This window comes from Streptomyces albus subsp. chlorinus (assembly GCF_013302895.1).
GTDB classification, from domain to species: Bacteria; Actinomycetota; Actinomycetes; order Streptomycetales; family Streptomycetaceae; genus Streptomyces; species Streptomyces chlorinus.
This window is the reverse complement of sequence record NZ_VJOK01000001.1, coordinates 5,014,665-5,022,115: the sequence shown is the minus strand read 5'-3', so window position 1 is coordinate 5,022,115 and position 7,451 is coordinate 5,014,665. Positions and strand designations below refer to the sequence as shown.

7 protein-coding genes are annotated in these 7,451 nt (G+C 72.4%); 5 read left to right on the top strand and 2 right to left on the bottom strand.

Annotated elements, in window-relative coordinates; translation table 11 throughout:
- The first annotated feature begins 522 nt into the window (after positions 1 to 522).
- Complete coding sequence (locus FM076_RS22030) at positions 523 to 1,656, top strand: magnesium and cobalt transport protein CorA (RefSeq protein ID WP_173872703.1); 1,134 nt, start codon at positions 523 to 525, stop codon at positions 1,654 to 1,656.
- A 9-nt stretch (positions 1,657 to 1,665) separates the two neighbouring features.
- Positions 1,666 to 2,286, top strand: coding sequence for a hypothetical protein (locus FM076_RS22025; RefSeq protein ID WP_243274597.1), 621 nt, complete (start codon positions 1,666 to 1,668; stop codon positions 2,284 to 2,286).
- A gap of 51 nt (positions 2,287 to 2,337) precedes the next feature.
- On the opposite strand, the gene FM076_RS22020 is transcribed toward FM076_RS22025, so the two are convergent.
- Positions 2,338 to 3,108, bottom strand: coding sequence for a hypothetical protein (locus FM076_RS22020; RefSeq protein WP_173872702.1), 771 nt, complete (start codon positions 3,106 to 3,108; stop codon positions 2,338 to 2,340).
- A 210-nt stretch (positions 3,109 to 3,318) separates the two neighbouring features.
- Between FM076_RS22020 and FM076_RS22015 the strand changes: the two genes are divergently transcribed.
- The 3 genes from FM076_RS22015 to FM076_RS22005 are packed head-to-tail and all read left to right on the top strand — an operon-like array spanning position 3,319 to position 6,400.
- Positions 3,319 to 4,677 (top strand): magnesium transporter MgtE N-terminal domain-containing protein, encoded by a 1,359-nt coding sequence (locus FM076_RS22015; protein WP_173872701.1) that lies wholly within the window; start codon positions 3,319 to 3,321, stop codon positions 4,675 to 4,677.
- A complete protein-coding gene (locus FM076_RS22010; RefSeq protein WP_173872700.1) occupies positions 4,670 to 5,197 on the top strand; it encodes a DUF1003 domain-containing protein in 528 nt (175 codons plus the stop codon). The genes FM076_RS22015 and FM076_RS22010 overlap by 8 nt, the downstream gene beginning before the upstream one ends.
- Before the next feature lie 45 nt (positions 5,198 to 5,242).
- Positions 5,243 to 6,400: an Mrp/NBP35 family ATP-binding protein gene (locus FM076_RS22005; RefSeq protein ID WP_173872699.1), complete on the top strand. Its 1,158-nt coding sequence runs from the start codon at positions 5,243 to 5,245 to the stop codon at positions 6,398 to 6,400.
- A 125-nt stretch (positions 6,401 to 6,525) separates the two neighbouring features.
- Here FM076_RS22005 and FM076_RS22000 read toward each other — a convergent pair whose 3' ends face one another.
- Positions 6,526 to 7,176: a hypothetical protein gene (locus tag FM076_RS22000; protein ID WP_173872698.1), complete on the bottom strand. Its 651-nt coding sequence runs from the start codon at positions 7,174 to 7,176 to the stop codon at positions 6,526 to 6,528.
- Positions 7,177 to 7,451 lie beyond the last annotated feature (275 nt).

Sequence of the window (7,451 nt, the reverse complement as noted above, 5' to 3'; positions counted from 1 at the left end):
CGGTCCGCGGCGCGGCCGAGGGGGCGGGGCGCGGCAGGAGCGCGTGAGGGAACGCGAAGGGAAGCGTAAGGAAGGGGCAAAGCGGTGCGGGATCGGGCGGGCGCGGCGCGGGGAGCGCTGTTCCAGTGCTACCGTTGTGAGCCGGTCAAGGCGTGTACACACTGTCCCCCACAGGGGCCCGGCCGGAGGAGGTGGGACTGACATGGATCCGAGTCGACCGTGCAGTACCAGCCGCTCTTCCGCCCCGGCAACGATCGCGCCGCACAGGCCCTGATCTCCCCGCGGCCACCAGGTGCGCTTTCCCCCGGAGCCGAGTTCTCCGGCCTTCCCGGGGTACGCATGGCGGAAGAGCGCCCGCGTTTCGCACATTCCGTCTGTCAGCGAATGCCGTCGTCACGGCTCGCGTGTGGTGCCCGCTTTGCGGACCTCCGGGTCATGGGTTGCCCGTAGGCCCCCGTTCCGGGCAGTACACCGCCTCGTTCTGTGTCACGGCGGCATGGCACGGCACCGTGGAGGGGCCTCATGTCGATGATCCGAGAGCTGCGCGCCGCTGTGCGTCCGGCACTGCGCAAGGACAACCGTGCCGGGTTCGGCACCACCGGGTTCGAGAACGTCGGGCAGGCGACGAGCAGCGCCGTGGTGGACTGCGCCGCCTACCTGGACGGCCGCCGGGACACCGAGTCGCTGTCGCCCGCCGAGGCGCTGCGCAAGGTGCGCACCGCCGAGGGGCAGAGCCGCGACGGGTTCGTGTGGATCGGTCTGCACGAGCCGACGGAGGAGGAGTTCTCCGGTATCGCACAGGAGTACGGGCTGCACCCGCTGGCCGTCGAGGACGCGGTGCACGCGCACCAGCGCCCGAAGCTGGAGCGGTACGACGAGAGCCTGTTCACCGTCTTCAAGACGATCCACTACGTCGAGCACGCCGAACTCACCGCCACCAGCGAGGTGGTGGAGACCGGTGAGGTCATGTGCTTCACCGGCCGGGACTACATCATCACCGTGCGGCACGGCGGCCAGGGCTCGCTGCGCGCCCTGCGGCACCGCCTGGAGGACGACCCGGAGCTGCTGGTCAAAGGCCCCTCGGCCGTGCTGCACGCCATCGCGGACCAGACCGTGGACGGCTACCTGGCGGTCGCCGACGCCGTGCAGGACGACATCGACGAGGTCGAGATCGAGGTCTTCTCCGACCGCTCGGGCGGCGGCAAGCGCGGCGGCGGCGACGCCAGCCGGATCTACCAGCTCAAGCGCGAGGTGCTGGAGTTCAAGCGCGCCGTCTCCCCGCTGATGCGGCCGCTGCAGACGCTGAGCGAGCGCCCCGTACGGCTCATCGACCCGGACATCCAGAAGTACTTCCGCGACGTGGCCGACCACCTGACCCGCGTCAACGAGCAGGTGCTGGGCTTCGACGACCTGCTCAACTCGATCCTCCAGGCCAACCTCGCGCAGGCGACCGTCGCCCAGAACGAGGACATGCGCAAGATCACCGCCTGGGCCGCCATCTTCGCGGTGCCGACGATGATCGCCGGGATCTACGGCATGAACTTCGACTACATGCCCGAACTGGGCTGGAAGTACGGCTACCCCATGGTGCTGCTGCTCATCGTCGCCATCTGCTACGGGATGCATCGCGGCTTCAAGCGCAACGGCTGGCTGTAGCCTGCGGCCATGAGCGTGACGCCCCCGACGCCACAGCAGCCCTCCGGCGGCCCCGGCACCACCGGCCGCCCGGATACCTCCGGCTCCTCGGACGCTTCCGGCCGTCTGGACCGCGCGCTGATCGAGGAGACGGCCAAGAAGTCCGGCCTGGTGTGGGTGCGCGGTCCGCAGGGCCCGGCGCGCGGACTGTGGCACGTATGGCACGAGGGTGCCGTCTGCCTGGTGGGCGACGGCCCGCTGGAGCAGCCGCTGGCCGACCTGGGACTCACGGACGGTGCCACGGCCACCGTCACCGCACGCGGCAAGGACAAGGGCGCCCGCCTGGTGGCCTGGCCCGCACGCGTGTGCGAACTGCCGCCCGGCGACGAGGAGTGGGAGGCCGCCGTCGCCGAACTGAAGGGGAAGCGCCTCAACGCACCGGACGCGGACACCATGACCGACCGCTGGGCGCGGGAGTGCCGGGTGCTGCGGCTGGAGCCCGCGGGCCCGCCGCTGGAGCGGCCCGGCGCGATGCCGCGGGACTCGCAGGCCGCACGGCCGGTGGCGACCCCGGCCACCACCCGCCGCGCCCAGCCGGCGGGGCTGCCCCGGCTGCTGTTCCGGCGCGGGAAGCGGCGCTCGGGCACCTGAACCGCCCCGGGCCGCGCCTCCCTCCCCCCCCTCCCGGCGACCGCCGGCAGGTCAGCCGCCGTGCTGCTCGGGCGAGATCTGCTTGCCGTAGTCCACCGTCTCGTCCCTGCGGGGGGCGTGCAGCGCGAAGTCGTCGTTCCAGTCGCTCAGCCGTACCGTGCCCGCGCCGCCCGCGCGCTGGAGCCGCAGCGGGTACGGGGCGCCGTCGAGGGAGACGTCGATCGTGCCGCCGCTGCCCCCGCCGGCGGTGACGCGGATCGTCCTGACCCCGGCCACCTCGGCCCGCTTCCCCTTCGCCCGCTTGCCCTCCATGGCCAGCAGGCCGTCCAGCAGGCTGCGCATGTCGGTGAAACCGCTCAACTGCGCGTAGGCGGGGTCCTGGTGGGGCACCTTGACGTACTTGTCCTTGAGCTTCCGCGCCGCGGCGATGTCGCTCCTGGCGGGCTGCTTGCCGCCCTCCTGCCGCGCCCAGAAGCCGGTGCCCGCCTTGAGGTAGAGGTCGCGCTTCACGCGCAGCAGCTGGAAGGTGCTGCCGCCCTTGGCGGAGACCTCGCCGACGCCGCCGCTGCCCTTCAGACGCATGCTGAGGCGGTAGGTCCGGCCCTTGCTGACGACGCGGCCGGAGACCCGGACGGCCGCCGCCTTCCCGGCCGCCGCCTTCGCCTTCTTCTCGATCTTTCCGGCCGACAGCTTCCCCATCCCGTTGGTGCCCGCGTCCGGATCCTCGCCTCCTCCTCCGCACCCGGTCAGCGCCGTGATCGCTCCGGCGCTGACGAGAGCGAGCAGCGCTGCACTCCGGGGTGCGCGGGCGCGTCCAGTCACGAGGGGCTCCTCCTGTGGTCGGCGGCAGAGGGCACCCTACCCGGACGGAGGGCACCCCTCGGAAGGCAGCCGTCCGGACCACACCGCTACCCCGGCTGTGGCGCCGGTCACGTTAGCCTGAAACCGTCATAACGGGACATAACACTGGGCGCCTCGGAGAGGTCCGGTGCCGCAGCGACCGGCCGGCGCGGCCGAGGAGGGAGGCAGTCCATGGCAGCGGGCGCTCCCCGGGTCTTCGTCTCCCACCTGGCCGGTGTCGCCGTCTTCGACCCCAACGGCGACGAGGTCGGCCGGGTGCGCGACGTGGTGGCGCTGCTGGGCGGACGGCGCCGGCTGCCCAGCGTGCTCGGTCTGGTGGTCGAGGTCGTCAGCAGGCGGCGGGTGTTCCTGCCGATGACGCGGGTGACGGGCGTGGAGTCCGGCCAGGTCATCACGACGGGCTTCCTCAACATCCGCCGCTTCGAACAGCGCCCGAACGAGCGCCTCGTGCTGGGCGAGCTGCTGGACCGCCGGGTGACCCTCAAGGAGACCGGCGAGGAGGTGACCGTGCTCGACGTCGGACTCCAGCGGCTGCCCGCCCGCCGGGACTGGGAGATCGACCGGCTCTTCGTCCGCAAGGGCCGCAAGGGCGGCGGGCTGCGGGGGCGGCGGGGCGAGACGCTGACCGTGGAGTGGGACGCGGTGACCGGCTTCGCCCTGGAGGAGCCGGAACAGGGCACCGCCAATCTGCTGGCCACCTTCGAACAGCTGCGCCCCGCCGACCTGGCCAACGTGCTGCACCACCTCTCCGAGAAGCGCCGGGCCGAGGTCGCGGCGGCACTCCACGACGACCGGCTCGCCGACGTGCTGGAAGAGCTGCCGGACGACGACCAGGTGGAGATCATCGGCAAGCTCGCCGACGAGCGCGCGGCCGTCGTCCTGGAGGCCATGGACCCCGACGACGCCGCCGACCTCCTCGGGGAACTCCCCGAGGAGGACAAGAACCGCCTCCTGGACCTGATGCAGCCGCAGGAGGCCGCCCCGGTACGGCGGCTGCTGACGTACGAGGAGGGGACGGCGGGCAGCCTGATGACGACCGACCCGATCATCCTGCGCCCCGACGCCAGCGTCGCCGAGGCGCTGGCCCGGGTGCGCAACGAGGACCTGTCGGCGCCGCTCGCCGCCCAGGTGTATGTGTGCCGTCCGCCGGACGAGACCCCCACCGGCACCTACCTGGGCGTGGTCCACTTCCAACGGCTGCTGCGCGAGCCGCCGTTCGCCCTGGTCGGCGCCCTGGTCGACGCCGATCTGCGCCCCCTGCCGCCCAGCACCTCGCTGCCCGCGCTGACCAGCTACATGGCCGCCTACAACATCGTCTCCGCCCCCGTCGTGGACGAGGGCAGCCATCTGCTCGGCGCCGTCACGGTGGACGACGTGCTGGACGACCTGCTCCCGGAGGACTGGCGGGAGGCGGCAGCCGTGGGCGGCCTGCCCGGCTTCGCCCACGACGACCCCGATACCCGCCCGCACCCGCCGGGGCGGGACGGGGCGGGCGGCGCGGACCGCGAGGGGGCGCGCGGCGATGGCTGAGCGGGAAGGACCCCGGCTGGATGTGCCGCTCGCGCCGCGCCGCACCCTGCTGCCCACCTACGACCCCGAGTCGTTCGGGCGGGCCTCCGAACGGATCGCGCGCTTCCTGGGCACCGGCCGGTTCCTGCTGTGGATGACGATCGTGATCATCGTCTGGATCGGCTGGAACGTTCTCGCACCGCACGGCTGGAAGTTCGACGAGTACCCGTTCATCTTCCTCACCCTGGCCCTCTCCCTCCAGGCCTCCTACGCGGCCCCCCTCATCCTGCTCGCGCAGAACCGCCAGGACGACCGGGACCGCGTCAACCTGGAGCAGGACCGCAGCCGCCACGAGCGCAGCATCGCCGACACCGAGTTCCTCACCCGGGAGATCGCCGCCCTGCGCATGGGCCTGGGCGAGGTCGCCACCCGCGACTGGATCCGCTCCGAGCTGGCCGAACTCCTCAAGCAACTTCAGGAGCGCGACCAGGAGGACGCCGTCCCCCGGACCGGCTCCCCGGAGAGTGACCAAGACCGCTGACCATGCGCTTAGTGGACGGAGTCCTCGCGGACTTACCATGCAGTCATGGCTACCGAGACCCAGGCACCCGCGCCCACCGAAGAGGCCGTCCGGGCGGCGCTCGCGACGGTGAACGACCCGGAGATCCACCGGCCGATCACCGACCTGGGCATGGTCAAATCCATCGGCATCGCGCCCGACGGCACGGTGGACGTCGGCGTCTATCTGACGGTCTCCGGCTGTCCGCTGCGCGACACCATCACCACCAACGTGACCGAGGCCGTCCAGCGCGTGCCGGGGGTCGGCCAGGTCCGCGTCGAACTCGACGTGATGAGCGACGAGCAGCGCCGCGAGCTGGCCGCCTCCCTGCGCGGCGGCAAAGCGGAGCGCGAGATCCCGTTCGCCCAGCCCGGCTCGCTCACCCGCGTCTACTGCGTGGCCTCCGGCAAGGGCGGGGTCGGCAAGTCCTCGGTGACGGTGAACCTGGCCGCCGCCCTGGCAGCCGACGGCCTCAAGGTCGGCGTGGTGGACGCCGACATCTACGGCCACTCCGTCCCCCGCATGCTGGGCACCGACGGCCGGCCCACCCAGGTCGAGGACATGATCATGCCGCCGTCCGCACACGGCGTGAAGGTCATCTCCATCGGGATGTTCACTCCCGGGAACGCCCCCGTGGTCTGGCGCGGCCCCATGCTGCACCGGGCCCTCCAGCAGTTCCTGGCCGACGTGTACTGGGGCGACCTGGACGTCCTGCTGCTCGACCTGCCGCCCGGCACGGGTGACATCGCCATCTCGGTGGCCCAGCTGATCCCGAACGCGGAGATCCTGGTGGTCACCACCCCGCAGCAGGCGGCGGCCGAGGTCGCCGAGCGCGCCGGCTCCATCGCGGTGCAGACCCACCAGAAGATCGTCGGCGTGATCGAGAACATGTCCGGCATGCCGTGCCCGCACTGCGACGAGATGGTCGACGTCTTCGGTACGGGCGGCGGCAAGCAGGTCGCCGAGGGGCTCACCCGCACCACCGGCGCCGAGGTACCCGTCCTGGGCGGCATCCCGATCGACATCCGGCTGCGCGAGGGCGGCGACGAGGGCAAGCCCGTGGTCCTCAGCGACCCGGACTCCCCCGCCGGCGCGGCACTGCGTTCCGTCGCCGGCAAGCTCGGCTCGCGTCAGCGGGGCCTGTCGGGCATGTCCCTGGGCCTGACACCCAGCAACAAGTTCTGAGAACGCGCGGGCGCTGCCGCGGCGGGCCTCCCGCCACGGCAGCGCGGCGACGCGGTCACCCCCGACGCGTCGCCTCGGACGCGTCGCCGCACCTCACGCCTGGCGTTCGTACTCCGCGAGGTCCTTCACGCGTACTCCGTGATGTCCTTGACGACGGCGAAGCCCAGGCCGTAGGCGCTCATGCCGCGGCCGTAGGCGCCCAGGTGGACGCCCTCCTGGGCGGAGCCGGCCAGCACCCAGCCGTACTCGGACTCGCGGTAGTGGAAGTCGGTGGGGACGCCGTCCACCGGCAGGGAGAGGGTGCTCCAGCCCGAGCCGTCCAGTTCGTCGGCCAGCTCCCAGGCGACCCCGGTCTGCTGGTCGAGCCAGTCCTGCCGCAGGCTGCGGTCCATCTCCAGCGGGTAGCTGCACGACAGCAGCCCCGAGCCCGCCAGCCAGGCCGCCGTGGAGACGGAGGTGGCCTCCAGCGTTCCCGTACCGTCGGCGCTGCGCCGTACCGGGCGGCTGGCCAGGGTCACGACGACGGCGAAGCTCTGCTCCCCCGAGGCGGTCTCGGCGCGGAGGGAGGGCTCGTCCCCGTGTCCCGTGGAACCGTGCTCGACGGTGCCGTCGGCCGCGGTGCCGACCTGCATCAGCCAGCGCGGGCCCGTGAAGGCCGCGTCCAGGCCGTACCACGGGAAGGCGGCCATCAGGTAGGCGTCCACCGCCCGCCGCGCACCCGGTACTCCCTGCGCGGCGGGCCCGGATTCCCCGGCTAGCCGACTCGTCGTCTCCATCTGCGCGACGCCTCCTCATTGCCCTGTGCCCTGGGCAGCCGAGCCCGGCGACCCCCGACACTGGGAGGATAGCCACACCGGTCCACCGTGTCGGTCATGCCCGGGGGATCAGGACGCGGTACGGGTGGCGAGATGGACGGCAAACGCCGTAGATGTCCCGGTGCCGGGTGGGCGCGGGTGACGCGATCGTTGCCTGAGGGGCCTCAGGTGGCGTCGGCGTCGAACGGCGGCGGGTCGCCCCTGCGCGCGCCCTCGCCGGCCACCGGCCGGCCGTT